The organism is Janthinobacterium sp. GW823-FHT03B06, from assembly GCF_058796955.1.
The window spans coordinates 200,077-224,187 of record NZ_JBXAJE010000006.1; the positions used below are offsets into that span (position 1 = coordinate 200,077).

Here is a 24,111-nt window from a genome sequence, read left to right on the forward strand (position 1 = left end):
ATTGGATCGTCACGCCAGCGAGGTAGCACCATGCGCCATCCCATCGTTCTCGTTCCCGCCTGCCAGCGCCAGCTGGGCAGCCATGCCTGGCACATGGCGCAGGACAAATACCTGCACGCCGTGCTGCGTGGCGCCGGCTGCATGCCGCTGCTGCTGCCCGCCTTGGGCGCCGATGCCGATCTGGAGGCGGCGCTGCGGATCGCCGACGGCGTCATGCTGACCGGTTCCGCCTCGAACGTCGATGCGCGCCTGTATGGCGAAGAGATCCTGCATCCCGACCTGCCGCAGGACCCCGCGCGCGACGCCACCACCTTGCCCCTGATCCGCGCCGCACTGACGTTGCAGTTGCCGCTGCTGGCCATCTGCCGCGGCTTCCAGGAAGTCAACGTGGCCCTGGGCGGCAGCCTGCACCAGGCCGTGCAGGCGGTGCCGGGCATGATGGACCACCGCGAGAACGTGCTCGATCCGCTGGCGCGCCAGTATGCGCCCGCGCACCGCATCAAGCTGATGCCCGACGGCGTGCTGTCACGGTTGCTGGGCGGCGAGAGCGAAATGATGGTCAATTCCCTGCATGGCCAGGGCATCGCCCGGCTGGCCGATGGCTTGCTGGTGGAAGCGCTGGCCGACGACGGCCTGGTGGAAGCGTACACGGTGGCCAGCGCCGCCGGCTTTGCGCTGGCCGTGCAATGGCACCCGGAATGGCAGGTCGAGGACAATCCGCAGTCCATGCGGCTGTTCGGCGCCTTCGGCCAGGCTTGCCGCGACTACCAGGAGCAGCACAGAAAGACAGAATGACAGGCGCACCGCCCGCAGTACGCGGTGTTTGATCAAGACCAGCGAGAGGGAAACATGGCAATACGCGAAAATTTCACCTATACGGATATGGATTTGTGGCTCAATGAAAAGCGCGTCACGGAAATCGAATGCCTGGTACCCGACTTGACGGGCGTGGCGCGGGGGAAGATCCTGCCGCGCGGGAAATTCACCCAGGAGCGCGGCATGCGCATTCCGGAAGCGGTACTGGGCATGACGGTGACGGGCAATTATCCGGTCGACGATGGCGGCTATGACCGCGCCATTTCCAGCACCGACCGCGACATGATTTTAAAGGCCGATCCCACCACCATCACCATGGTGCCCTGGGCTACGGACCCCACCGCGCAAGTCATCCACGACTGCTATTTTGCCGATGGTGCGCTGGTCGATTTTGCTCCCCGCTCCGTGCTGCGGCGCGTGCTGAAACTGTATGCGGACAAGGGCTGGAAACCCGTGGTGGCGCCGGAGCTGGAGTTCTACCTGACGGCGAAAAACACGGACCCCGATTTGCCATTGAAACCGCCCATCGGGCGCAGCGGCCGGGCCGAGACGAGCCGCCAGGTGTACAGCATCGACGCCGTCAACGAATTCGATCCGCTGTTCGAGGACATCTACGATTACTGCGAACTGATGAACCTTGACGTCGATACCCTGATCCACGAAATCGGCGCGGGTCAGATGGAAATCAACTTCCTGCACGGCGATCCGCTGGGGCTGGCCGACAAGGTCTTCTTCTTCAAGCGCACCCTGCGCGAAGCGGCGTTAAAACACGATATGTACGCCACCTTCATGGCCAAGCCCATGGCGGGCGAGCCGGGTTCCGCCATGCACGTGCACCAGAGCGTCGTCGATGCGAAGACGGGCCTGAACATCTTCAGCAACGAGGACGGTTCGGCCGCGCCCATCTTCAAGCATTACATCGCGGGCCTGCAGCGCTACATGCCGTCGGCCATGGCCATCGTCGCGCCCTACGTGAATTCCTACCGCCGCATCGTGCGCCACACGGCCGCGCCGATCAACATCCAGTGGGGCCTGGACAACCGCACGGTGGGCTTCCGCGTGCCCGAGTCGGGCGTGCAGGACCGCCGCGTGGAAAACCGCATCATCGGCGCCGACGCGAATCCCTACCTGGCCCTGGCCGTCACCCTGGCCTGCGGCTACCTGGGCATGACGGAACAGCTGGAAGCGACGCCGATGATGGTGGGCAGCGCCTATGACATGAAATTCGAGCTGCCGCAAGGCTTGCCCGAGGCCCTGCAGCTTCTGCGTGCGGAAGACAAGCTGCGCACGGTGCTGGGCGAGCGCTTCATCGACGTGTATGCGGCCATCAAGGACCTGGAGCACCAGGAATTCATGACCGTCATCAGTCCGTGGGAGCGCGAACACCTGTTATTACACGTTTAAAAGGAACACGCATGAGCACATCCAACAATCCGCTGGCGCCGAGCGCCGCTTTTGTATCGTCCGTGGCGCAAAAGAACGCGGCGCCGCAGGTGTACGACACGGCCGCCATCCAGAAAATGGACTCGGCCCACTACCTGCATCCGTTCACCGATTTCCAGGACCTGGCAAGCAAGGGTGCCAGGGTGATGGTGCGCGGCGACGGCGTCTACCTGTGGGATAGCCAGGGCAAGAAGATCGTCGACGGCATGTCGGGCCTGTGGTGCGTGAACGTGGGCTATGGCCGCACGTCGATTTCGCAAGCCGTGTACAAACAGATGGAGACGCTGCCCTTCTATAACAGCTTCTTTGGCACGACGAACGTGCCGGCCGCGCAGCTGGCGGCCAAGCTGGCGCAGATATCGCCGCCGCAGTTCCAGCACGTGTTCTTCACCAGTTCCGGCTCGGAAGGCAACGACACGAATTTGCGCATGGTGCGCCGCTACTGGGATATCCTCGGCTACAAGGAGCGCCACACCATCATCAGCCGCCACAACGCGTATCACGGCAGCACGGTGGCGGGAGCATCGCTGGGCGGCATGGACGGCATGCATGCGCAGGGCGGCTTGCCGATACCGGGCATCGCGCATATCGGCCAGCCCAATTACCTGGAATCGGGCCACGGCTTGTCTCCGGAAGCCTTCGGCTTGAAGGCGGCTGGCTGGCTGGAAGACAAGATCCTGGAAATCGGCGCCGACAAGGTGGCCGCCTTCATCGGCGAGCCGGTACAGGGCGCGGGCGGCGTCATCATCCCGCCATCGACCTACTGGCCCGAAATCCAGCGCATCTGCGACAAGTACGGCATCTTGCTCATCGCCGATGAAGTCATCTGCGGCTTCGGCCGACTGGGGCGCTGGTTCGGCTCCGAGCTGTTCGGCATCCAGCCCGACCTGATCACGTTCGCCAAGGGCGTCACCTCGGGCTATGTGCCGCTGGGCGGCGTGCTGGTGGGCGACAGGGTGGCCAAGGTGCTGATCGAGCAGGGCGGCGAATTCACGCACGGTTTCACGTATTCGGGCCACCCCGTGGCCTGCGCGGCCGCGCTGGAAAACATCCGCATCATCGAGGAAGAGCAGCTGGTGGCCAAGGTGGCCGACGACACGGGACCGTACCTGAAGCAGTGCTTCGCCAGCCTTGGCGAGCATCCGCTGGTCGGCTATGCGGACAGCTGCGGCCTCGTCGCGGGTCTGAACCTGGTGCGCCGGAAGGGGGCCACCGTGCACGAGAACGAGCTGTTCGACGAGGACCAAGGCGTGGGCATGATCTGCCGCGGCCACATGTTCGACAACGGCGTCATCATGCGCGCCGTGGGCGAGCGCATGATCGTCGCCCCGCCCCTGGTCATGACGCGCGCGCAGATCGATGAGATGGTGGCGCTGATACGGCTGTGCCTGGACAAGACGTATGCGGACGTGAAAGCGAAGGGCTGGGTTTAGCTCTGAGCTGGCTTAAATACCGGGGTCAGACCCGCCGGGTCTGACCCCAGTCTTTGCCGTTGGGTTTTCACCCAAATAAGCAGCATCTATGCATTTTTTGGACCGCAAAGGCGGCAGTTCCGCTAAACTTCCATCCTGGCCGCTCCTGTAGTGGCCAGTTTTTCATTTTGACACCCTCTTACCCAGAAGCTACCCACACATGACGATAGCAACACCTGCCGCGTCGGCCAGCGACGCCCAAGCGCCTTTCTTGCTGATTGATCAGCTGGTCAAGGAATTCGATGGCGTGCGCGCCGTCGATGGCATTTCCGTGACGATCAACAAGGGCGAGATCTTCGCCCTGCTGGGCAGTTCCGGCTGCGGCAAGTCGACCCTGCTGCGCATGCTGGCCGGTTTCGAGACGCCGACCTCGGGGCGCATCGCCCTGGCGGGCAACAGCATCGTCGACGTGCCGCCGCACCAGCGGCCCATCAACATGATGTTCCAGTCGTACGCGCTGTTCCCCCACCTGTCCGTGTGGGACAACATCGCTTTCGGCCTGCGCCGCGACGGCTTGCCGAAGGCGGAAGTGGCGGCGCGGGTCGAGCAGATGCTGGCGCTGGTGCAGCTGGGCCAATACGCGAAGCGCAAGCCGCACCAGCTGTCGGGCGGGCAGCAGCAGCGCGTGGCGCTGGCGCGCAGCCTGGCCAAGCGTCCGCAGTTGCTGCTGCTCGACGAGCCGCTGGGCGCGCTCGATAAGAAACTGCGCGAACGCACGCAGATGGAACTGGTCAACATCATCGAGCAGGTGGGCGTGACGTGCGTGATGGTCACGCACGACCAGGATGAAGCCATGAGCATGGCCACGCGCATCGCCGTCATGAGCGAAGGGCGCATCCTGCAGGTGGGCGCGCCCGGTGAAATCTACGAGACGCCGAACTGCCGCTTCGTCGCCGACTTCATCGGCAGCGTCAACCTGTTCGACGGCCGCATCACGGAAGACGAACCCGATCACGTGATCATCGACACGCCCGATGGCCGCCACTATGTCGCGCATGGCATCACGGGCAACCTGGGCATGGATGTCTCGGTGGCCGTGCGCCCCGAAAAGATCGGCATCCAGACCGAACCGCCCGCCTTGGAAGAACGGGCTTCGCCAGCGGAACACGGCTACAACTGCGCCCAGGGCGTGATCGTCGCCATGGCGTATTTTGGCAATGAAACGAGCTACCACGTGCGCCTCGACAGCGGCACGGTGGTGAAAGTCTCGCGCACCAACGCGGCCCGCCACGACGCCGCGCGCCTCGAGCGCGAGCAGCGCGTGTGGGTGTGGTGGGATGGCGCCGACATCGTCGTGCTGACCAGCTGAGGCCACCATGACGTCCATTTTGCAATCGCTGCGCAAGCTCGTCACCCTGCGTTGGGTCACTGGACGCAACGCCGTCATCGCCGTGCCCGCGCTGTTCCTGACGGCCGCCTTTTTGGTACCGTTCCTGATCGTGCTGCGCATCAGCCTGTCCGACATGGACACGGCAGGCAGTCCGTTCGGCGGCTTGCTGTCGTATGTCGACGGCATCGTCGTGCTGAAGGTCAAAATCGCCAACTACCTGTTCATCGCCGCCGACGAACTGTATCTGCTCACCTACCTCAGTTCCATCAAGTACGCGGCCATCACCACGGCCATTTGCCTGTTCATCGGCTACCCGTTCGCCTACTTCATGGCGCGCGCCAGGCCATCGATCCGCCCCGTGCTGATGATGCTGGTGATGCTGCCGTTCTGGACTTCGTTCCTGCTGCGCGTGTATGCGTGGAAGGGCATCCTGGCCAACCACGGCTTGCTCAACGATCTCTTGATCGCGCTGGGCGTGGTGAGCGAACCGCTGCACATGATGAATACCTCGTTTTCGCTGGTGGTCGGCATGGTGTATGCCTATCTGCCGTTCATGATCCTGCCCCTGTACGCGAACCTGGTGAAAATGGACGTGCGCTATCTGGAAGCGGCGGCCGACCTGGGCGCCACGCCCTTGCAGGCGTTCTGGCGCATCACCGTGCCCCTGTCGAAGTCGGGCATCATCGCCGGCGCCATGCTGGTGTTCATTCCGTCCGTGGGCGAATACGTGATTCCCGAGCTGCTGGGCGGCCCGGAAACCCTGATGATCGGCCGGGTGCTGTGGGATGAGTATTTCACGAATAACGACTGGGCCATGGCTTCGTCCGTGACGGTGCTGGTGATCCTGCTGATCCTCGTGCCGATGGCCATTTTTAACAAATACAAGACCGACCAGGACGCGGAGGAGCGCACATGAACGGACGTACCTTCCTGCAGCGCTGGTTCGGGCGCGGCTGGCTCTCGCTGGGCTATTTGTTCCTCTACCTGCCCATCATCGTGCTGATCGTCTTCTCGTTCAACAGCTCGCGCCAGGACATGGTGTGGAGCGGCTTCTCGCTGCGCTGGTACAGCGAGTTGATGAGCGATGCGGAAATCATCTCGGGCTTCGGCCTGTCACTAAAAATCGCCTTCATGTCGGCCACGTCGTCCGTCATCCTCGGCACCTTTGCCGCCTTTGCCTTGAGCAGTTACCAGCGCTTCCGCGGCCGCACGGTGTTTTCCGCCATGGTCAGCGCGCCCTTGGTGATGCCGGAAGTGATCATCGGCCTGTCCCTGCTGCTGATGCTGGTGTCCATGCAAAAGGTCTTCGGTTTCCCCGAGCGGGGCGTGCTGACCATCTGGCTCGGCCACACCCTGCTGGGCATGGCGTATGCGGCCGTGGTGGTGCAATCGCGCCTGCAGGAAATGAGCAAGTCGCTGGCCGAAGCGGCCATGGACCTCGGCTGCCGCGCGCACCAGGTGTTCTTCCTCGTGACCCTGCCGAACATCACGCAGGCACTGGCATCAAGCTGGCTGCTGACGTTTACCCTGTCGCTGGACGACGTGGTGCTCTCCGCTTTCCTGTCCGGCCCCGGTTCGACGACGATGCCGCTGGTGATCTTCTCGCGCGCGCGCCTGGGGCTCGATCCGCGCGTCAATGCCATCGCCGCGCTGACCATCCTCGTCGTGACGATTGCCGTGATCGTGTATGCCGTGATGCTGGCGCGCGCCGACCGCAGACGCCGCAAGCAGATGTCTGCGGCGTATTCGGCGGACCAGGAGTAAGCTGCTTGTAAACTGACACAGGAGACGACCATGACGGAAAACACCAGTTGGCATGCACGGGCCGCAGAGATCAAGATCGATGGGCGCGCCTTCATCAACGGCGAGCGCGCCTGGGCCAGGTCCGGCCAGACTTTCGACAATCTGTCGCCCATCGACGGGCGTCTGCTGGGGCAGGTGGCCCGCTGCGACGGCGCCGATGTGGAGGCGGCCGTGCAGGCCGCGCGCGCCGCTTTTGACGACCGCCGCTGGGCCGGTAAATCGCCGGCGCAGCGCAAGCGGGTATTGATCAAGTTCGCCGACCTGGTACAGAAATACGGTCCCGAGCTGGCCCTGCTGGAAACCCTGGACATGGGCAAACCGATCAAGTACAGCCAGAGCGTGGATGTGGGCGCCACGGCCAACTGCCTGCGCTGGTATGGCGAGGCGATCGACAAGGTCTACGATGAAATCGCGCCGACACCCGCCAACAGCCTGGCCCTGATCACGCGCGAACCGGTGGGCGTCGTCGCCGCCATCGTGCCGTGGAATTACCCGATGATCATGGCCGCCTGGAAGATCGCGCCCGCCCTCGCGGCCGGCAACAGCGTGATATTGAAACCGTCGGAAAAATCGCCGCTGACGGCCCTGCGCCTGGCCGACATCGCGCTGGAAGCGGGCGTGCCGGCGGGCGTGTTCAACGTGCTGCCCGGCTACGGCAACGAGGCCGGCGCCGCGCTGGCGCTGCACATGGACGTCGATTGCATCGGCTTTACGGGTTCCACGCGCACGGGGAAACTGATCGTGCAGATGGCGGGCCAGTCGAACCTGAAACGGGCGTGGACGGAACTGGGCGGCAAGTCCGCCAACATCGTGTGCGCCGATTGTCCGGACCTGGACAAGGCCGTGGCGGCCGCCGTCGGCTCCATCTTCTTCAACCAGGGCGAAAGCTGCAATGCGCCTTCGCGCCTGTTCGTGGAAGAATCGGTCAAGGATGCATTTATCGCCAAGGCGCTGGCCATGCTGCCCCGCTTCCAGCCGGGCGATCCGCTCGATGAAGCTACCGTTATGGGCGCCATCGTCGACGCCACGCAGATGCAAACAGTGATGGGCTATATCGCGTCCGGCAAGAACGAAGGCGCACAGCTGCTTGGCGGCGGCGAGGCCGTGCGCGTAGATTCGGGCGGCTATTACGTGCAGCCGACCATCTTCGGCGTGGACGCCGGCATGACGATCGCGCGCGAAGAGATCTTCGGGCCCGTCCTGTCCGTGCTGGGCTTTACGGATATCGCCGAAGCCATCCAACAGGCCAACGCCACGCCCTACGGCTTGCAGGCGGCCGTGTGGACCTCGGACATCAGCAAGGCCATCCAGACGGCGCGCGCCCTGCGCGCGGGCACCGTGCACGTCAACCAGTACGATGGCGACGACATTACCGTGCCGTTCGGCGGCTACAAGCAGTCGGGCAACGGGCGCGACAAGTCGCTGCACGCACTGGACAAGTACACGGAGTTGAAGACGACGTGGATACAGGTGGGATAATTTCTATAAGGGTACTTAAAAGGGCTAATTAAGAGTATTTTTGGCTTAAAATAGTCCTTTTGGGTGCTATTAAATTTTTCATAGCGTTGCACTTGCTAAAATTTGGATCGTATAAGTGCTAATTTAAGGATAAACTGAACACAATTAGCTACTATAAGATCCAATTGGAGCGGCCATGCAATGCCATTTTCAAATTTTTCATGATGATGCGTGGCACGATTGCGCATCGCTGACTTTGCTTGAGCCTGCAGGCGGCAATCCACGTACCGCTGCCCTGTTCGAGTATGATCTCGATTATGCCTTCTTCAAGCTTGAGAGTGGACCTGTCTCGCTGCGTTTTCCCGTCACGGCAGAGATGCAGAAGCTGACGCAATGGCCAGCCTTTATCTTTGACCTGATTCCCCAGGGAAGCGGACGGACATATCTGCTTGGGCAGCTGCAGCTGGCCGATGGTCCGGCTGCCGATTTTCCGCTGATGTGCGCCGGCGCGTTCAATCCCGTCGGGCGCGTGCGCATCGCCGAGGCCGTGCAGTACTACGCACAACATATGCATCGCCATGACAAGGGCAAGCCGCTGAGCGGCTTTTCACTGGACGAGATCATAGGTCGCGGCGATGCCTTCAATGAGCGCATGCTGATGCATGGCATGCTGGCCGCCGGCAGTCTGGGGGTGCAAGGAGCGGCGCCGAAATATCTGCTGACCACTGACCATGCCGGTCTCTGGCATGCCGATGGCGCCCTGGCGGACCAGGACGCGGCTGCCCATTTCATCGTCAAGCGTCCGCGCGGAAAGACCGCCAGCGACGCCAAGGTATTGCGGAATGAGGCCGCATACATGACTGTGGCGCGCGCGGTGGGCTTGCGCACCGAAGGCCAGTTGCGCTACCAGGACGATACTTTGTTCATTCCCCGTTTTGACCGCCGCATCCTCGATGGAAAAGTGCTGCGACTGCATCAGGAAAGCGCCGCTTCGCTGGCAGGTATCGTCGGCTTTGAAGCCACGCCCAGCCAGTTCGACCTATTGCAGGCGCTGCGCGCCGTCGTCAGCGACAAGACTGCGGAAACCATCGAATTTCTCAAACGCGATATCTTGAACCTGGCCATGCGCAATACCGATAATCACGCACGCAATACGGCGGTGCAGCAAATTGGTGCCGAGGTGCGCCTCACGCCGCTGTTCGATTTTGCACCGATGTACCTGGACCCGGATGGCATACCACGCGCGGCCCGCTGGTATCACCCGGATACCAAAAACGAGCTGCATGACTGGACGACGATACTGGCCACGATCGGCATGCCGGACGTGGAGCGCCAGCAGATCCGCCTCGCGCTGTACGGATTTTCCCAGCACGTGGTTGCGCTGGAACAGCATATGCAGGAGGCTGGCGTGGATGATGACATCATTGCTTTCCTCCGGCCACATATCGCCGGGCAGATCGAACAGCTCAAGGCATTGGGAGAGCACTGACATGGCGCGTACAAAGAAGACCGTTGACAAGGAAGAGTTGCGGCAGCGCAGGGCAGTGCTTTACGAAGCCATTGAAGCAGGAGCCGTCACGCTACAGCATGCCGTCAAGGAAATGCGCGCCATCTCGCGCATGACGCAGGCAGAGTTTGCGACGCATCGGGGCGTGAGCACGAAGGTTATCAAGGAGATCGAGAGTGGCAAGGGCAACCCGACCATCCAGACGCTGAACCGTATCGGGCAATTCTTTGGCCTGGAGGTGGCCTTTGTACGGACAGAAACGCTGCGCGAAAAAAAAATCGCCCCGGCGAGTACCGGGGCGATATCGCCTCAATAGACTACATCAGAAGCAGTGTTCCAGCGCCGGGAAGCTGCCATCCTTGACGGCTTTGACGTAGCCGGTGACGGCGTCGTCGATGCTGGCCGCGCCTTCCATGAAGTTGCGCACGAAGCGCGCCTTGCGGCCTGGGAAGACACCCAGCATGTCGTGCATGACGAGGACCTGGCCCGAGCAGTCTGGGCCGGCGCCGATGCCGATGGTGGGAATCGTCAGCATGTCGGTCACTTCCTTGCCCAGCTGCGACGGCATGGCTTCCATCAGCACGATGGCGGCGCCCGCGTTTTGCAGCACCAGTGCGTCGTTTTTCAGCTCGGCGGCGCTTTCCGTGCTCTTGCCCTGCACCTTATAGCCGCCCAGCTGGTGCACGAATTGCGGCGTCAGGCCGATGTGGGCGCAGATGGGGATGCCGCGCTCGGTGAGGAAACGGACGGTCTCGGCCAGCCAGGCGCCGCCTTCGATCTTGATCATGTGCGCGCCCGCCTGCATCAGGATGACGGCGTTGGCATAGGCCGTTTCAGGCGTGCCGTATGCGCCGAACGGCAGGTCGGACAGGATCATGGCCGACTTGCTGCCGCGCGCCACGGACGCCGTGTGGTAAGCCAGCTCTGCCACGGTGACGGGCAGGGTGGAGTTCAGGCCGTTGCAGACCATGCCGAGCGAATCGCCGATCAGCAGGATCTCCACGCCGCAGCGGTCCATCAGCGACGCGAAGCTGGCGTCATAGCAGGTCAGCATGGAGATCTTTTCGCCGGCGGCGCGCAACGTGGCCAGGGTATGGATGGTCACGGCCTTGTTGGCGACAGGCTTGGATGGCGCCGGCGCCGGTGTGGCGGCCTTGTCTTTTGCGGCCAGATCTGTTCCTTGCAAATAAGCGGACATAGGTATTCTCTAGAGTGAAAGGGGGGTGATGCTATTGCGACGCCGCTAGTGTAGTACTTTATAGGGCGGCGTGCAGGGGCGGCATTGTAGAGCAATGTCGCGTGGCGCTCAGAGTTGGCTGATGGCCTGGTCCGCCACGCCCGCCAGGTAGCTTTGCGCCGGGCCGAGGCCGGGCACGGCGATGGCCGGCGCCAGGGCCAGCAGCGGCACCAGCACGAAGGCGCGCTCGGTGAGGCGCGGATGCGGTACCGTCAGGGTGGCGCTGGCGATCTGTGCATCGCCGTACAGCAGCAAGTCCAGGTCCAGGGTGCGCGGGGCGTTGCGGTAGGGCCGTTCGCGCCCGTGCGCCGCCTCGATGGCGTGCAGGGCCAGCAGCAGTTCCTCCGCCGGCAGGGTGGTCTCGATGCGCGCCACGGCGTTGATGTAGTCGTCGCCGCTGGAATCGATGGGTGCCGTGCGGTAGCTGGCCGAGGCGTCCAGCAAGCTGGCGCCGGGCAGGCGCGCCAGACGCGCGATCGCCTCCTGCACATTCGCGCGCGCGTCGCCCAGGTTGGCGCCGATGCCGATGTAAGCGATCACTGACATTATTCGCCGCTGCTGCTGCCGGTGGTGGTGCTTCCTCCGCCTGTGCCCGTCTTGCTGCGCGTGCTGCGGCGCGGCGGGCGCTTCTTCTTGACGGCGCCCGGCGCGGCATTGGCGCTGACGAGCAGCGCTTCGCGCGTTTCCTCGTCGCCTTCATAAAAGGCCGTCCACCATTCGCCGATGTCCGCGTCGATTTCGCCCGAGGCGCAGCGCAGCAGCAGGAAGTCGTAGCCGGCGCGGAAGCGCAGGTGCTCGAGCAGTTTGTACGGCGCCTTGCCGACCCGGCGCTCGAAGCGGGGCTGCATCGACCAGATGTCGCGCATGTCGGAACCGATCTTGCGCTGCAAGGCCAGTTTTTCCGTCTGCGAATCGAGCACGTCGTCGGCCGCCAGGTGCAGCGCGGGGATGGTCGACTCGCCGGCGGCGCGGTAGGCCGTCCATTTTTCCAGCACCTGGTGCCACAGCAGCGAGGCAAACAGGAAGCCCGGCGAGACGGTCTTGCCGGCGGCGATGCGCTGGTCCGTGGCGTCCAGCGCCAGGGTGACGAATTTCGCGCCCAGCGGCTGTTCCAGCACCACGTCGAGCAGCGGCAGCAGGCCGTGATGCAAGCCTTCCTTGCGCAGCTGCTGCAGGCAGGCCAGCGCGTGGCCGCTCATCAGAAGTTTGAGCATTTCGTCAAATACGCGCGGCGCCGGCACGTTGTTGATCAGCGGTGCCATGACGGGAATCGGCGCGGCCGTGTGCGGCTCGATGGTGAATTTCAGCTTGGCGGCGAAGCGCACCACGCGCAGCATGCGCACGGGGTCTTCGCGGTAGCGCTCTTCCGGCTTGCCGATCATGCGCAAGGTCTTGGCGCGGATGTCTTCCACGCCGCCGTGGTAATCGAGCACTTCCTGCGTGGCCGGGTTGTAGTACATGGCGTTGATGGTGAAGTCGCGGCGCAGCGCGTCTTCGTGCTGCAAACCGAAGGTGTTGTCGCGCAGGACGCGGCCATGTTCATCCTTGGGCGCCGAATCGGCGCCGGCACCGCGGAAGGTCGTCACTTCCAGCAAATCCTGGCCGAACATCACGTGCACGATCTGGAAGCGCTTGCCGATGATGAAGGCGCGGCGGAACAAGCGCTTGACCTGTTCCGGCGTGGCGTTGGTGGCGATGTCGAAGTCTTTGGGTTTGACGCCCAGCAGCAGGTCGCGCACGGCGCCGCCGACGACAAAGGCCTCGAAGCCCGCTTCCTGCAGGCTGCTGGTGACGCGGATGGCATTCGACGATACCAGTTTCGGGTCGATTCCGTGTTGCGCAGGACCGAGCACGATGGGTGCCGTGGTGTCGCGCGCTGCCTCTTTTTTAACGCCGAGGATCTTGCGGATGAATTTTTTAATCATTGAATAAGTGGAGTGATGGCCAGCCGTGGAGGGATGCGTGTGCGCTCAAAGCGGTGTTGGGATTGGTCGCGACCGGGTGGGTCACGACCGACAGCAAGGGAATATCGTTGTGCGAATCGCTGTAAAAATAGCTGCGCTCGAACTGCCCCAGTTCCTTGCCCATCTTTTCCAGCCAGGCGTGGGTGTGGGTCAGCTTGCCCGCGCCCAGGGTCGGCGTGCCCAGCAGCTTGCCCGTGACATTGCCTGCGTCGTCATATTCGGGCATGGCAGCCAGCAGGTGCTCGACGCCGAGCGCATCGGCGATGGGTTTGGTGATGAAATGGTTGGTGGCCGTGACGATGGCCAGCAGGTCGCCCGCGTCCTGGTGCTGTTTCAGCAGGGCAACGACTTCCGGGCGGATGGCCGGCAAGACCACTTCGGCCATGAATTGGCGGTGCAGCGCTTCGAGGCGTTCGCGCGGGAATTGCGCCAGGGTGCCGAGCGAAAATTCCAGGTATTCCACCGGATCGAGCGTGCCGGCCTGGTATTGCGCGAAAAATTCGTCGTTGCGGCGGGTGAATTCGGCGGCGTCCACGGCACCGATGCGTACCAGGAATTCGCCCCACTCGTGATCCGAGTCGATGGGCAGCAGGGTGTGGTCGAGGTCAAACAGGGCCAGATTCATCATTCTTTCGCTTCCGCCTGCAGCAACTCGCGCAACAATGGCAAGGTGATCGGGCGTTGGGTTTCCAGGGAGTAGAGGTCGAGAGAGTCCAGCATCGTCGACAGCGAACGCATGTCGCGCCGGAAATGGGACAGCAGATAGGGTAACACGCCGGGCGACAAGGTCAAGCCGCGGGTGGTGGCCGCCTGGGTCAGGGCGGCGATTTTTTCATCGTCCGTCAAGCCGTGGATCTGGTAGATCAGGCCCCAGCCCATGCGCGTGCGCAAGTCTTCGCGCACGGGCAGCACGGCCGGCGGCACGGCGCCGCTGCACACCATGAACGCCTTGTTGGCGCGGATTTCATTGAACAGGGCAAAGGCGTCGATCTGCGCCAGCGGCGACAGCTTTTCGCAGTCGTCGAGCAGGTACAAATCCACGTCGGGCGAATACACGAATTCGGACTCGATCGAGAATGGCGAAATGTAGCGCGCGCGCTCGGTGCTGGCCAGTGCCTTGAGCAGGTGGCTCTTGCCGGCGGCCAGTTCGCCCCACAGGTAGGCAAAATGTTCGCGCGACGTGCGCGCGGCGAACTGGCGCATCAGCTGCGCCACTTCGGCATTCTGTCCCACCTCGAAGGTATCGAGGCTGTGCGCCTGGTCTGTGCCTAAATCGAGCACCAGTTGTTTCATGGCGTACGCCTTGTCCTGTTTTTCATTACTGCTTGTGCGTCGTCGTCGCTGTTGTTAGTTTAACATTTTTGTGTCTGGTGCCTGACAGAGGCGTAGCGAACGGCAGCGATTTGTGGCCGAGAAGCACAACCGTACTTGAGTACGGTGAGCATCGCCGGCCGCAAAGTGCGACGCGCAGTCGCTTATGTCAGTCACCTTGTCACGCATTATAGAAGGTGCTGGACAGGTAGTGGCGTCTTAGATGCTTAAAAGCGACCATCAGGACGGCAGAAGCGGGTAAAGCAAGCAAAACACCGACGAAACCGAACAATTGTCCGAAAGCCAATAAGGCGAAGATCACGGCCAGCGGGTTCAGGCCGATGCGCTCGCCGACCAGACGCGGCGTGAGGAAAAAGCCTTCGATGACCTGGCCGCAGCCATAGATGACGGCCACGGCGATGACGCCGCTCCAGTCGGCAAACTGCAGCAGGGCGGCGATCAGCGCCAGCATCAGGCCCAGGCCGAAGCCCAGGTAGGGGATGAACACCAGCAAGCCCGTGATGATGCCCACAGGCAATGCGACTTCAAAACCGGCGATGGCCAGCGCCACCGAGTAATACGTGGCCAGCACCAGCATGACGAGCAACTGGCCGCGCAGGTATTGCGCCAGCAGGGTGTCGACTTCCTGCGCCATGCCCACCGTGCGGCCGACCCAGCGGCGCGGCACGGCGCCGGCGATGCGCGCCAGCATCGGATGCCAGTCCAGCAACAGATAGAACAGCACCACGGGAATGAGCACGACGGTGGCCAGCCAGCCCAGCACGGCCGTGCCGCCGATGCGGGCCGAGGCCAGCACGGTGCTCCAGATTTCATCGCCGCTGGTGGCCATCTGCTGGCTCAGCATGCGCTTGATGCCCGTGCCGTCCAGGCGCACGCGGATGCCCAGGTCGCGCAGTTTCGGCGCCAGGAACTCGTTCGCCTTGCTGAGGAATTGCGGAATCTGCGCCTGCAGCAAGGGGATTTCCTTTTGCAATACGGGCACGACGATCAGTACGAGCGCCGTGATGGCGAGGAAAAACAACACTACGACGACCAGCACGGCCAGCGGACGGGGCACGTAAAAGCGCCGGTAATGCAGGCGCTGCAAGCGGTCCACGCCGGGATTGAGCACGTAGGCGAGGATGGCGGCGGCCAGGAAGGGCGTCAGGATGGGGCCCAGGCTGACGAGCAGCAGCAAGAATGCCAGCCAGACCGCGATCCAAAATGCTGTTTGCTTCTGTTCGGCGGTGATGGCGAATGGCATGTAGTTTGTGCTGTTGCGTTAAAAAAAGGCAGTTAATTACGAAATGGCGGGGCAGTTTGATAAAATAGCGTCTTGATCGACCGAATTCACCCGCTGGCGCCCTGCCGCACGATGTTGAAGAACATGCTTGCGCGCGCGTGCCGGCGGGTATCCGCCTTCTATTTTACCGCCTCCGCTGCCACCACACCATGAACCAGACTTCTAATGTTTCCCTTTCCTACCGTGACGCTGGCGTCGATATCGACGCAGGCGACGCTTTAGTCGAAGCAATCAAGCCGTTTGCCAAGCGCACCCTGCGCGAAGGCGTGATGGGCGGCCTGGGCGGTTTTGGCGCCATGTTTGAAATCAGCAAGAAGTACAAGGAACCGGTGCTCGTCTCGGGCACCGACGGCGTGGGCACGAAATTGCGCCTGGCGTTCGAACTGAACCGCCACGACACGGTCGGCATCGACCTCGTCGCCATGAGTGTCAACGACATCCTCGTGCAAGGCGCCGAACCGCTGTTCTTCCTCGATTATTTTGCCTGCGGCAAGCTGGACGTGGCCATCGCCACCGACGTCATCAAGGGCATCGCCCAGGGTTGTGAACAAGCGGGTTGCGCGCTGATCGGCGGCGAAACGGCGGAAATGCCGAGCATGTACCCGGCCGGTGAATACGACCTGGCAGGCTTTGCCGTCGGCGCCGTGGAAAAATCGAAAATCATCGACGGCACCAAGATCGCTCCGGGCGATGTGGTGCTGGGCCTGGACTCGTCGGGCGTGCACTCGAACGGTTACTCGCTGGTGCGCAAGATCATCGAAGTGGCGAAGCCGGACCTGGAAGGCGACTTCCATGGCCGTAAGCTGGCCGACGTGCTGATGCAGCCGACGCGCATCTACGTCAAGCCGCTGCTGGCGCTGATGGATGCCATGGAAGTCAAGGGCATGGTGCACATCACCGGCGGCGGCCTGGTGGAAAATATCCCGCGCGTGCTGCAGCCCGGCCTGGTGGCCGAACTGGACTCGAAGGCATGGACCATGCCGCCGCTGTTCACGTGGCTGCAACAGCACGGCGGCGTGGCTGACGCCGAGATGCACCGCGTCTTCAACTGCGGCATCGGCATGACCGTCATCGTCGCGCAGGAAAACGCCGACGCCGCCATTGCGCAATTGCAAGCGGCCGGCGAAACCGTCTCGCGCATCGGCACCATCCGCGCCCGCGTAGGCGACGAGCATCAGACCATCGTGATCTGAGCGTTACTGGCGCTGAGGGCATATGAGGCAAGGCATTCATGCCTTGCCTCACACTGGCAGAAAAAAAGCAGGCACTCGACAGTGTGCCTGCTTTTTTTTATGCAGCTGCTCGCGTTACGCAAACAGGCGGATGTACGATTTTGTCAGCGACCGCGCGCGTGTTTTTTCCCATACGCCATCCCCGCTATTGCTGTCGCGCTCACCTTTGCCGTTGGTATTGCCTTCAATTGTCATGATCGCACCAGCTTGAGAAGGTTGATCCTTGATGACCAAGCCAATATGCGAAAAGTCGTAGACAACGAAGTCGCCGGCCCTGGCGGCTTCTGTTTCTGGTAATAGCTCGATGTTTTTCTGTGCCGCCCACTTTTCCCAGCCAAATGCACTGGCGTCGCGGCAGCGCCACTTTTCGGCAGCGTTGACGGAATCGATGCCCAACGCGTCACGCACGCTTTCTTCGTGCAGCCATTCGCGCATGAGCCAGGCTGTAAAGGCTGCACACCAAGGCCAGGCACCCGGCATCATCCAAGTCGCTGACTGAAACTCTTCGATCCGCTGTCCGGTGTTATTGATGGGGCCTTCGCGCACTCCTTTTTCTTTACGCGCAAGAAAAATGAGTTTTTCTATGCTTGTGTTCATGATCCCGTCCTTTCGTGAAATTGCATACCAGCGCTTGTTCGTTATTGGAATCCGTTATTGATAAGTTTTTCTCCGACTAAATATGCGGACGTAAAGCGTTCCAGGCCATTGCTGCCGTTATTAACCTGCTTTCTGGCTAAAATAAAATTGTGTTGCAATAATGCTTGTTTTATTTCTATTTTTTTATCCGAGAGAAAAAGCGCCAGAATATTGGCCGCACATTCAGGCATATTCGCACGCTCGGGGGCATTCAATAAATCTTGTGATGGTGTCAAACGCGTTCCATAGCGCGCATAATTGTCGCGACCTGTTAGTTGGATGAAGCCACGGCCATGAAAGCGGTCCCCGTCGGGAGGCCCCTGATTACCCAGACTCTTTTTATAGTCATACAAATCGTAGGGCCGTCTGGAAGAGGGAGAGGTGTTGTATCTGGAAATGCCTTCATCGACAGGCAGGAATGCCTCTGTTTCTGCCCGGATTGTGGCTAACGCGGCCAATACCATGATTTTGTCTCCCAGGCCATGATTGCCCAATGCATCGAGTACAGGCGGCAGATAGCGCTTGATGTTATCGATGCGCGTATCGGGAAACATCTGGCTCACCACTTGCACCGAAACTTGTGTCCTGACGTCAGGCAAGTCATCGTTGTCGCACAGGTCAAGCAATGACAAGGTACGGGGGCCAGCTTCGCCATCAATGAGCAAGCCTTCGCTTTCCTGGAAGGCGACCACGGCGGCGGCCGTTGCTTGCCCGAACATGCCATCTTGCGCACCGGGATTGAACCCCCGTTCTGCCAGAGCCAATTGCAGGGCCACAACATCGCTGCCACTGCTATTGATTTTCAATAGACATTTTTTCATTATCTCTCCTTATTAAATTATTTTCTGCGCCAGAAAATTACGTATGATTATTTTTAATTGGCAGGGAGCCTGAAATGTCTATTTTTTTGCCGGGGCATGCGTTATTAAATTCGGAAGGTTATGGTAGGTCCTGCTGGTGCTGGTGGTTTGATGAATGTCAAATGGACTTATTTTTATAAAAAATCCTTTCTGTGAAAATAAGAAAGTTTTTTGAGTGAATATATGTTATGGGGAATTGACTTGCAGTAAATGTGGTGGCGTGCATGATTATTTTGAGACGGCAATGCAGAAAAGCAGGCCTCTTCGAGAGCCTGCTTTTTTACGCCTGTTGCCAGCTTACCTTGCGTGCGCCGGCTTCATGCGGCCATCCGGCTGGGAGCCGCCCCTGCCGATCATGGCCACGCTGACGGCCGAGACGAGGGAGGCGAACAGGATGTAGCCGACGATGTGCCACGGCTCGCCATTGCCCGTCTTGAGCAGGTAGGTGGCGATGATGGGCGTCAGGCCGCTGGCGAAAATGCCCGAGAACTGGTACACGAAGGAGATGCCCGTGTAGCGCACCTTGGCGTCGAACAGGTCGCAGAACAGGGCCGCTTCCGGGCCGTACACGGCCGAATACAGCACGCCCAGCGGGATGATCACGGAACACCACAGCAGCAGCGGATTGCCGGCGTGGTGCAGCATGATCCAGAAGGCGGGGATGGCCGACATGCCCGTGATCAGGGAGCCCCAGAAAAACACCTTGCTGCGGCCGATGCGGTCCGACAGGCGGCCGAAGAAGGGGATGCAGAAGCACATCACGACGGCCGACGCCATCACGCCCATCAGCGCTTCCGTGCGGTCTATCTTGATGGTGTTGGTCAGATAGGTGATGGAAAACACGCCGAAGATATTGAAGAACACGCCGTCGATATAGCGCGCGCCCATGCCTTTTAATACATTGCCCGGATAGCGCTTCAGCAGGTCGAAGAATGGAATCTGCGTCTCCGCGTTCTTTTCCTTGACGGCCTGGAACTCGGGTGTTTCCATCACGTTCAGACGTATCCACATGCCGATGAAGACGAGGGCCGCCGACAGGATGAAGGCCACGCGCCAGCCCCAGGACAGGAATTGCGCGTCGCTCAGGCTGTACGACAGGATGGCCACCACGCCGGAGGCGAGGCACAGGCCGATGGCCAGGCCGATCTGCGGCAGGCTGGCGTAGAAGCCGCGCTCTTTTGGTGGCGCATATTCGTACGCCATCAGCACGGCGCCGCCCCATTCACCACCGAGGCCGATGCCTTGCAGCACGCGCAGGAACAGCAGCAGGCCCGGCGCCCAGTAGCCGATATGGTCATAGGTCGGCAGCAAGCCGATCAGGAAGGTGGAGATGCCCATGATCATCAGGGTCATGACCAGCATGCTCTTGCGGCCGATCTTGTCGCCGAAGTGGCCGAAGATCACGCCCCCGATGGGGCGCGACAGAAAGCCCACGGCGAAGGTGCCGTAGGCCAGCATGGTCGAGACGAGCGGATCGCCGCCCGGGAAATACAGTTTGCTGAATACGATGCCGGCCACGACGCCGTATAAAAAGAAGTCGTACCATTCGATGGTGGCGCCGATCACGCTGGCCATCACGACTTTCCGCAGCTCTTTGGCCTTTTTGGGATTGTTCGGATTGTTATCCATAATATCTAGTCTCCAATCGATATCGATTATGTGTTTGATGCCTGGCTTGTCGCCGGGTCATTGGAGGCGGGGCCGCCTGCCCGCCGCTGACATCCTCCTTGCCGGGAATGGAATGGGTGGGTCAGGCCGCCTGCGGCAGCCGCACGGCGTCCGCCAGGATCATGTCGGCCGCTTTTTCGGCGATCATGATGGTGGGCGCGTTCGTATTGCCCGAGACGATTTCCGGCATGATCGACGCATCGACCACGCGCAGGTTCTGCATGCCGTGCACGCGCAGGCGCTCGTCAACGACGGCCATGGCGTCGTGGCCCATCTTGCAGGTGCCGCTCGGGTGATAGATCGACTGGCTGAAACGCCGTGCCGCGTCCAGCAGCTGCGCATCCGTCTCGAACTGCGGGCCGGGCACGAACTCTGAAATGATGTGCGGCGCCAGCGACGGCGCGGCGGCGATTTTTCGGGCCACGCGCAGGGCGGCAATCGCCGTCCGCTGGTCGCGCGGGTCGGACAGGTAGTTCGGGTAGATGCCCGGATAGGCGAGGGGATCGGCGGACTTGATCGACACGTGGCCGCGGCTGTGCGGACGCAGCTGGCACACGGACGACGTGAAGGCGGAAAACGGATGCGCGCCTTCGCCCGGCTTGTCGGCGCTCAGCGGCTGCATGTGGAACTGAATGTCGGGCCGCTCCACTTCGGGCGAGGATCGGGTAAACACCGTCACCTGGCTGGCTGCCAGAGTGAGGGGGCCGGAGCGGGAAAACACATATTGCATGCCCACCCACAGCTTGCCCCACAGGCTGTTGACTTCATCGTTCAGGGTTTTCAGGCGCGTCTTGAAGACGAGGCGGATTTGCAGATGGTCTTGCAGGTTCTGTCCCACGCCGGGCAAGTCGTGCACGAGCGGCACGCCCACTTGCTCGAGCAGCGTGCGTGGCCCGACGCCCGAGCATTGCAGGATTTGCGGCGAGCCGATGGCGCCCGCGCATAAAATCACTTCGCCGCTGGCGCGCGCCTGGCGCAGCTGGCCATCCTGCCGGAACTCGATGCCGACGGCGCGCTTGCCCTCGAACAGCACGCGCGTGATTTGTGCGCGCACTTCCACGCGCAGATTGGCGCGCTTGCGGGCGGGCCGCAAAAAGGCTTTGGCCGTGCTCCAGCGCAAGCCCTTGCTGGCCGTCTGCTGGAAGTAGCCGACGCCCTCCTGCGTGGCGCCGTTGTAGTCGGCGTTGAAGGGGATACCGCTTTCCGTGGCGCCGGCGATGAAGTGTTCGGCGATGGGGCGGCGCAGCCGCAGGTCCGACACCTTTAACGGGCCGCCCACGCCGTGGTAATCGCTGGCGCCGCGTTCCTGGTCTTCCGATTTTTTAAAATAGGGCAGCACCTCGGCATAGCTCCAGCCTGCGTTGCCCAGTTCGGCCCAGCGGTCGTAGTCCTCTTTCTGTCCGCGCACATACAGCAAGCCGTTGAGCGAGCTGGAGCCGCCCAGGACCTTGCCGCGTGGCCATTGCAACTGGCGCCCGGCGATGCCGGCGTCCGCTTCCGTGCGGTAGCACCAGTCCAGCTTCGGGTCGTGCATGGTCTTGAAATAGCCGACCGGCACGTGTATCCAGGGATTGTTGTCCTTGCCGCCCGCTTCCAGCAGCAATACCCGGTGGTTGCTGTCGTGCGACAGGCGGTTGGCCAGCACGCAGCCGGCGGAACCGGCGCCGACGACGATGTAATCGTAGTGTGTTTGCAACATGGTGCTTGTCTCCTGCGTTGCGGTATCAGCTTGCCTCGGCGGGCGTTTTTTGCGATACACTGGTCTTTATTGATTATTTTTGGAACGTCTGGTTCCATTTATAAAAGACGCGCAGCACCGGGACAAGCGGAAACCGCCGCATACGCGAGAGGTGAAACAGAACATGCATGATGCGTTTCAAAAACGGCAGGCCGAGGCCGAAGAAGATAGCCCGGCGGGTGGAGCGGTTGGGGCCGGCGCGGCGGCCAGCCATGGCGACGAGGCGCGCGGCTTGCGCGTGCTGCGCCTGATCGAGCACCTGGCCAGCGCCAGCCAGCCCCTGACCCTGTCGCAGCTGGCGGCGCGCATGCAGGTGCCCAAGGCCAGCATGATGCGCCTGCTCGATACCCTGGAACAACATGGCTATGTGCTGCGCACGCCCGTGGGACGCGGCTATGTACCGGGTGCCGCATCGACCAACCTGGCGCTGGCGACCTTGCGCAACAATGCCCTGATCCGCGTGAGCCGCAGCATCCTGGGCAGCCTGGTGGCGGCCACGGGCGAGACGTGCAATCTGGCCATTCCCGAGAGCAATGCGATCGTCTACGTGGACCGCGTGGAAACGCAGGAACCGCTGCGCCTGCACCTGGTGCTGGGCACGCGCGCGCCCATGCATTGCACGGCCAGCGGCAAGCTGTTTTTGGCGCACATGAGTTTGCTGGAGCGGCGCGCATTGCTGGCCATGCTAAACCTGCAGGCGCGCACGCCGAAAAGCATCACGGATCCCGTGCTGCTCGAGCGCGAGATCGTGCGCATCGCGCGGCTGGGCATCGGCATCGACGACGAGGAATTCGTGCACGGCATGGTGGCCGTGGCCGTGCCCATCTGCGCGGCGGACGGGCGCATCGTGGCGGCCGTCGCCTGCCACGCGCCCGTGGCGAGAAAGTCCGTGGAGCAGCTGATGCAGCACGTGCCAGAGCTCAAGGAAGCGGCCGTGAAACTGCGGCCGCTGCTGCTGGCAGAAACGGTTCACAACACCTAACAAAACCGTAGCGAGCGGATGTGAGTCGTGACCGAGACGCGCAGCTGTGCTGGGCACGGGGCCGCCGAGGCAGTGAGCATCGCAGGCCGCGACGCGCGACGCGCAGTAGGTTTGGTCAGGTGTTTAAGGTTTCAGGACCTTCGCCACCTTGGCCGCCCGCAGGCGGAATGCATCGGGCATGCCCGAACCCAGCAGCGGGCGCAGATACAGGCGGAAAGCATCGGTCACGTCCGTGCCGCTGGCGCTGATGAATTCGTTTTCCATGGTGCGCGTCTTGCCCGCGACCTCGGTCAGCGGCAGCAGTTCGTAGTCGACGGAATAAAAGCCCGTGCGCTTGATGGCGACGGAGCCGTCGCGGTCGCCCCACATGGCGAACTGCACGGCCTTCTCGCCCACTTCGCGGGCTTCGCGCTGGTCGACGTCGGAAACGCAGCCGATGAAGGAGCGCTGCAGATAGCCGAAGGTATCGCCGCGCACGCGCTTGATGCCGAGCTTGGCCTTGATTTCGTCGCACAGCAGGTCGGCCAGCGCACCCGTGCCCGACAATTGCACATTGCCGTGCGCATCGCGTTCCACCTCATTGCCCACTTGCCTGGCCAGCAGGCTGGCGATCGGCTCGCCCGATGCATCGTGGATGCCTTCCGACACGGCGATCACGCAACGGCCATACTTTTCATAGGTGGCCTTCACGTCGGCAAGGAAATTTTCCAGCACGAAGACGCGCTCGGGCAGGTAGATCAGGTGCGGGCCATCGTCGGGGAACTTTTTGCCCAGCGCCGAGGCGGCCGTCAGAAAGCCCGCATGGCGGCCCATCACCACGCCCACATAGACGCCGGGCAAGGCCGCGTTGTCGAGGTTGGCACCGGCGAACGCTTGCGCGACGAAGCGCGCGGCCGAGGGAAAGCCGGGCGTGTGGTCGCTGCCCACCAGGTCGTTGTCGATGGTTTTCGGGATGTGGATGCAGCGCAGCGGATAGCCGGCCTTGTGCGCTTCCTCGCTGACGATGCGCACCGTGTCGGACGAGTCGTTGCCGCCGATGTAAAAGAAGTGCTCGATTTCGTGCGCGCGCAGCACTTCGAAGATTTGCTGGCAGTAGGCGATGTCGGGCTTGTCGCGCGTGGAACCGAGCGCCGAGGACGGCGTGGCCGCCACCAGTTCCAGGTTGTGGCTGGTTTCCTGCGTCAGATCGACGAACTCTTCATTGATGATGCCGCGCACGCCATGCAGGGCGCCATACACGCGCGTGACGTGCTGAAAACGCCGCGATTCGAGCACCACGCCCACCAGCGACTGGTTGATGACGGCGGTGGGGCCGCCTCCCTGGGCAACAAGAATTTTTCCAGACGGCATG

At 62.0% G+C, this 24,111-nt stretch carries 22 protein-coding genes; 11 read left to right on the forward strand and 11 right to left on the reverse strand.

The window, feature by feature from the left end; all coding sequences use genetic code 11:
- Positions 1–30 precede the first annotated feature (30 nt).
- The 9 genes from AC1RBA_RS20260 (at position 31) to AC1RBA_RS20300 (ending at position 10,145) form a co-directional block, all read left to right on the forward strand.
- Entirely contained in the window at positions 31–795 is a 765-nt protein-coding gene (locus AC1RBA_RS20260; RefSeq protein WP_492419675.1) for a gamma-glutamyl-gamma-aminobutyrate hydrolase family protein, read from the forward strand.
- Positions 796–849: 54 nt separating this feature from the next.
- Positions 850–2,220, forward strand: a complete 1,371-nt coding sequence (locus AC1RBA_RS20265) for a glutamine synthetase family protein (protein ID WP_035822563.1) — start codon at positions 850–852, stop codon at positions 2,218–2,220.
- Between the two features lie 11 nt (positions 2,221–2,231).
- Entirely contained in the window at positions 2,232–3,692 is a 1,461-nt protein-coding gene (locus AC1RBA_RS20270; protein WP_492419676.1) for an aspartate aminotransferase family protein, read from the forward strand.
- 199 nt (positions 3,693–3,891) lie between these two features.
- Entirely contained in the window at positions 3,892–5,040 is a 1,149-nt protein-coding gene (locus tag AC1RBA_RS20275) for an ABC transporter ATP-binding protein (protein WP_070290893.1), read from the forward strand.
- Positions 5,041–5,047: 7 nt separating this feature from the next.
- Positions 5,048–5,977, forward strand: a complete 930-nt coding sequence (locus AC1RBA_RS20280; RefSeq protein ID WP_492419677.1) for an ABC transporter permease subunit — start codon at positions 5,048–5,050, stop codon at positions 5,975–5,977.
- A complete protein-coding gene (locus AC1RBA_RS20285; protein ID WP_070220415.1) occupies positions 5,974–6,825 on the forward strand; it encodes an ABC transporter permease in 852 nt (283 codons plus the stop codon). The genes AC1RBA_RS20280 and AC1RBA_RS20285 overlap by 4 nt, the downstream gene beginning before the upstream one ends.
- 30 nt (positions 6,826–6,855) lie before the next feature.
- Complete coding sequence (locus AC1RBA_RS20290) at positions 6,856–8,343, forward strand: aldehyde dehydrogenase (RefSeq protein ID WP_492419678.1); 1,488 nt, start codon at positions 6,856–6,858, stop codon at positions 8,341–8,343.
- 175 nt (positions 8,344–8,518) lie between these two features.
- On the forward strand, positions 8,519–9,811 hold the full coding sequence (locus AC1RBA_RS20295; RefSeq protein ID WP_492419679.1) for a type II toxin-antitoxin system HipA family toxin: 1,293 nt from the start codon (positions 8,519–8,521) through the stop codon (positions 9,809–9,811).
- A 1-nt stretch (position 9,812) separates the two neighbouring features.
- Positions 9,813–10,145, forward strand: coding sequence for a helix-turn-helix transcriptional regulator (locus tag AC1RBA_RS20300; RefSeq protein ID WP_034746036.1), 333 nt, complete (start codon positions 9,813–9,815; stop codon positions 10,143–10,145).
- A gap of 6 nt (positions 10,146–10,151) precedes the next feature.
- Here the strand turns inward: AC1RBA_RS20300 and panB are convergent, their stop codons facing one another.
- The 6 genes from panB to AC1RBA_RS20330 form a co-directional block, all read right to left on the reverse strand.
- Complete coding sequence (gene panB / locus AC1RBA_RS20305; protein ID WP_175445216.1) at positions 10,152–11,027, reverse strand: 3-methyl-2-oxobutanoate hydroxymethyltransferase; 876 nt, start codon at positions 11,025–11,027, stop codon at positions 10,152–10,154.
- A 108-nt stretch (positions 11,028–11,135) separates the two neighbouring features.
- Positions 11,136–11,612 (reverse strand): 2-amino-4-hydroxy-6-hydroxymethyldihydropteridine diphosphokinase, encoded by a 477-nt coding sequence (gene folK / locus AC1RBA_RS20310; protein ID WP_492419680.1) that lies wholly within the window; start codon positions 11,610–11,612, stop codon positions 11,136–11,138.
- Positions 11,612–12,991, reverse strand: a complete 1,380-nt coding sequence (pcnB, locus tag AC1RBA_RS20315; RefSeq protein WP_230501830.1) for a polynucleotide adenylyltransferase PcnB — start codon at positions 12,989–12,991, stop codon at positions 11,612–11,614. The genes folK and pcnB overlap by 1 nt, the downstream gene beginning before the upstream one ends.
- Complete coding sequence (locus AC1RBA_RS20320; RefSeq protein ID WP_070220747.1) at positions 12,984–13,655, reverse strand: histidinol-phosphatase; 672 nt, start codon at positions 13,653–13,655, stop codon at positions 12,984–12,986. The genes pcnB and AC1RBA_RS20320 overlap by 8 nt, the downstream gene beginning before the upstream one ends.
- On the reverse strand, positions 13,655–14,323 hold the full coding sequence (hda, locus tag AC1RBA_RS20325; RefSeq protein ID WP_058048421.1) for a DnaA regulatory inactivator Hda: 669 nt from the start codon (positions 14,321–14,323) through the stop codon (positions 13,655–13,657). The genes AC1RBA_RS20320 and hda overlap by 1 nt, the downstream gene beginning before the upstream one ends.
- A gap of 199 nt (positions 14,324–14,522) precedes the next feature.
- On the reverse strand, positions 14,523–15,605 hold the full coding sequence (locus AC1RBA_RS20330; protein WP_070220405.1) for an AI-2E family transporter: 1,083 nt from the start codon (positions 15,603–15,605) through the stop codon (positions 14,523–14,525).
- 188 nt (positions 15,606–15,793) lie between these two features.
- Here AC1RBA_RS20330 and purM point away from each other — a divergent pair, with 188 nt between their 5' ends.
- On the forward strand, positions 15,794–16,837 hold the full coding sequence (gene purM, locus AC1RBA_RS20335; RefSeq protein ID WP_070290899.1) for a phosphoribosylformylglycinamidine cyclo-ligase: 1,044 nt from the start codon (positions 15,794–15,796) through the stop codon (positions 16,835–16,837).
- Between the two features lie 114 nt (positions 16,838–16,951).
- Here the strand turns inward: purM and AC1RBA_RS20340 are convergent, their stop codons facing one another.
- From AC1RBA_RS20340 to AC1RBA_RS20355, 4 genes are all read right to left on the reverse strand, one after another.
- Positions 16,952–17,473, reverse strand: a complete 522-nt coding sequence (locus AC1RBA_RS20340) for a CHAP domain-containing protein (RefSeq protein ID WP_139143080.1) — start codon at positions 17,471–17,473, stop codon at positions 16,952–16,954.
- A 41-nt stretch (positions 17,474–17,514) separates the two neighbouring features.
- Positions 17,515–18,333: a peptidoglycan-binding protein gene (locus AC1RBA_RS20345; protein WP_070290901.1), complete on the reverse strand. Its 819-nt coding sequence runs from the start codon at positions 18,331–18,333 to the stop codon at positions 17,515–17,517.
- Between the two features lie 336 nt (positions 18,334–18,669).
- Positions 18,670–20,001 carry an MFS transporter gene (locus AC1RBA_RS20350; RefSeq protein WP_492419681.1) on the reverse strand — a complete coding sequence of 444 codons (1,332 nt, stop codon included), beginning with the start codon at positions 19,999–20,001 and terminating at the stop codon, positions 18,670–18,672.
- A gap of 121 nt (positions 20,002–20,122) precedes the next feature.
- Entirely contained in the window at positions 20,123–21,739 is a 1,617-nt protein-coding gene (locus tag AC1RBA_RS20355; RefSeq protein ID WP_492419682.1) for a GMC family oxidoreductase, read from the reverse strand.
- Between the two features lie 163 nt (positions 21,740–21,902).
- Between AC1RBA_RS20355 and AC1RBA_RS20360 the strand changes: the two genes are divergently transcribed.
- Positions 21,903–22,760, forward strand: coding sequence for an IclR family transcriptional regulator (locus AC1RBA_RS20360; protein ID WP_492419683.1), 858 nt, complete (start codon positions 21,903–21,905; stop codon positions 22,758–22,760).
- 123 nt (positions 22,761–22,883) lie between these two features.
- On the opposite strand, the gene AC1RBA_RS20365 is transcribed toward AC1RBA_RS20360, so the two are convergent.
- A complete protein-coding gene (locus AC1RBA_RS20365; RefSeq protein WP_492419684.1) occupies positions 22,884–24,110 on the reverse strand; it encodes a 6-phosphofructokinase in 1,227 nt (408 codons plus the stop codon).
- Between the last annotated feature and the right edge of the window lies 1 nt (position 24,111).

Coding starts and splice junctions, on each gene's coding strand:
- AC1RBA_RS20330 (WP_070220405.1), bottom strand. CDS start 15,605: ATGCCATTCGCCATCACCGCCGAACAGAAGCAAACAGCATTTTGGATC.
- AC1RBA_RS20270 (WP_492419676.1), top strand. CDS start 2,232: ATGAGCACATCCAACAATCCGCTGGCGCCGAGCGCCGCTTTTGTATCG.
- AC1RBA_RS20365 (WP_492419684.1), bottom strand. CDS start 24,110: ATGCCGTCTGGAAAAATTCTTGTTGCCCAGGGAGGCGGCCCCACCGCC.
- AC1RBA_RS20295 (WP_492419679.1), top strand. CDS start 8,519: ATGCAATGCCATTTTCAAATTTTTCATGATGATGCGTGGCACGATTGC.
- AC1RBA_RS20320 (WP_070220747.1), bottom strand. CDS start 13,655: ATGAATCTGGCCCTGTTTGACCTCGACCACACCCTGCTGCCCATCGAC.
- AC1RBA_RS20340 (WP_139143080.1), bottom strand. CDS start 17,473: ATGAACACAAGCATAGAAAAACTCATTTTTCTTGCGCGTAAAGAAAAA.
- panB (WP_175445216.1), bottom strand. CDS start 11,027: ATGTCCGCTTATTTGCAAGGAACAGATCTGGCCGCAAAAGACAAGGCC.
- AC1RBA_RS20345 (WP_070290901.1), bottom strand. CDS start 18,333: ATGAAAAAATGTCTATTGAAAATCAATAGCAGTGGCAGCGATGTTGTG.
- purM (WP_070290899.1), top strand. CDS start 15,794: ATGAACCAGACTTCTAATGTTTCCCTTTCCTACCGTGACGCTGGCGTC.
- AC1RBA_RS20275 (WP_070290893.1), top strand. CDS start 3,892: ATGACGATAGCAACACCTGCCGCGTCGGCCAGCGACGCCCAAGCGCCT.
- AC1RBA_RS20350 (WP_492419681.1), bottom strand. CDS start 20,001: ATGGATAACAATCCGAACAATCCCAAAAAGGCCAAAGAGCTGCGGAAA.
- AC1RBA_RS20360 (WP_492419683.1), top strand. CDS start 21,903: ATGCATGATGCGTTTCAAAAACGGCAGGCCGAGGCCGAAGAAGATAGC.
- AC1RBA_RS20355 (WP_492419682.1), bottom strand. CDS start 21,739: ATGTTGCAAACACACTACGATTACATCGTCGTCGGCGCCGGTTCCGCC.
- pcnB (WP_230501830.1), bottom strand. CDS start 12,991: ATGATTAAAAAATTCATCCGCAAGATCCTCGGCGTTAAAAAAGAGGCA.
- AC1RBA_RS20280 (WP_492419677.1), top strand. CDS start 5,048: ATGACGTCCATTTTGCAATCGCTGCGCAAGCTCGTCACCCTGCGTTGG.
- AC1RBA_RS20290 (WP_492419678.1), top strand. CDS start 6,856: ATGACGGAAAACACCAGTTGGCATGCACGGGCCGCAGAGATCAAGATC.
- hda (WP_058048421.1), bottom strand. CDS start 14,323: ATGAAACAACTGGTGCTCGATTTAGGCACAGACCAGGCGCACAGCCTC.
- AC1RBA_RS20285 (WP_070220415.1), top strand. CDS start 5,974: ATGAACGGACGTACCTTCCTGCAGCGCTGGTTCGGGCGCGGCTGGCTC.
- AC1RBA_RS20260 (WP_492419675.1), top strand. CDS start 31: ATGCGCCATCCCATCGTTCTCGTTCCCGCCTGCCAGCGCCAGCTGGGC.
- folK (WP_492419680.1), bottom strand. CDS start 11,612: ATGTCAGTGATCGCTTACATCGGCATCGGCGCCAACCTGGGCGACGCG.
- AC1RBA_RS20300 (WP_034746036.1), top strand. CDS start 9,813: ATGGCGCGTACAAAGAAGACCGTTGACAAGGAAGAGTTGCGGCAGCGC.
- AC1RBA_RS20265 (WP_035822563.1), top strand. CDS start 850: ATGGCAATACGCGAAAATTTCACCTATACGGATATGGATTTGTGGCTC.